The 1,273-nt window shown below is 69.0% G+C and carries 2 protein-coding genes; both read left to right on the forward strand.

The window, feature by feature from the left end; genetic code table 11:
* Positions 1-6 precede the first annotated feature (6 nt).
* The gene (tnpA, locus tag KBZ10_RS28940; RefSeq protein ID WP_210990714.1) at positions 7-429 is read left to right on the forward strand and encodes an IS200/IS605 family transposase; all 423 of its coding nucleotides are present in this window, start codon (positions 7-9) and stop codon (positions 427-429) included.
* On the forward strand, positions 426-1,273 hold an 848-nt coding region (locus KBZ10_RS28945), incomplete at its 3' end, for an RNA-guided endonuclease TnpB family protein (RefSeq protein ID WP_210990713.1). The genes tnpA and KBZ10_RS28945, both read left to right, overlap by 4 nt.

Raw genomic sequence — 1,273 nt, forward strand, 5'->3', positions numbered from 1 at the left:
GTGACCGTGACCAGGAAGGTTCGCCGATTCTCCGGCGGCGTGTATGACCTCGGGCTCCACATCGTGTGGTGCCCGAAGTACCGCCGCCCGGTCCTCGGTGGCCGGGTCGCGGAACGGCTGGACGAACTGATCCGGCAGAAGGCCGACGAACGAGGGTGGGAGGTCATCGCCCTTGAGGTGATGCCCGACCACGTGCACCTCTTCGTGAAGCACGATGCGAAGTCGTCGGCCTCATATGTGGCGAACCAGTTCAAGGGCTTCACGTCCCGCGTCCTGCGCGAGGAGTTCCCGCACCTGAAGTCGAGGATGCCCACGCTGTGGTCGTCGTCGTACTTCGCGGCATCGGTCGGCGCCGTGTCGGCGGCCACGGTCGAGAAGTACATCAACACCCAGTGGGAACGCCCGGGGAAGAAGGGGGACGGCTCGTGATCCGCGCGTACAAGTTCCTCCTGCGCCCCACGGCCCGTCAGACCGTCGCGCTCGGCGAGATGCTGCGGGACCACTGCTCGCTGTACAACGGCGCCCTCCAGGAACGCCGGGACGCCTACCGGCACGCCTCGAAGACCACCGTGCGCTACGGGGACCAGTCCGCGCAGCTCAAGGAGATCCGCGCGTTCGATCCCGAGCGGCAGGGCCGCTGGTCGTTCTCCTCGCAGCAGGCCACCCTGCGCCGCCTCGACAAGGCGTTCGCCGCCTTCTTCCGCCGGGTCAAGGCCGGTCAGACGCCGGGCTACCCGCGCTTCAAGGGGGTCGGGCACTTCGACACCGTGGTGTTCCCGAAGGACGGCGACGGCTGCCGCTGGGACTCCACCCCGCACGACCGCCAGACCCGCGTACGCCTCCAGGGCATCGGGCACGTCCGCGTGCACCAGCACCGGCCCGTGCGCGGCCGTGTCAAGACGATCTCGTTGAAGCGCGAGGGCAACCGCTGGTACGTCGTCCTCGCCTGCGACAACGTGCCCGCCGAGGAGCTGCCGTCCACCGGGGCGATCGTCGGTATCGATATGGGTGTCGCCCAATTCCTGACCACCTCGGACGGTGAACACGTCGCCAACCCCCGCTTCCTTCAAGCGGCGGCCGACGAACTCGCCGAGGCACAGCGGCACCTCGCGACGTTCCCCAAGCGCACCAAGCGGCGCACCAAGGCCCACCGGGCCGCCGCCCGGAAGGTCGCCAAGCTGCACGGCAAGATCCGGCGGCAGCGCGCCGACTTCCACCACAAGACCGCCCGCGCGCTCATCACCGACCACGACGTGATCGCGCACGAGCGGCT

Origin of the sequence: Streptomyces sp. F63 (assembly GCF_018070345.1) — a bacterium.
Lineage (GTDB): Bacteria > Actinomycetota > Actinomycetes > Streptomycetales > Streptomycetaceae > Streptomyces.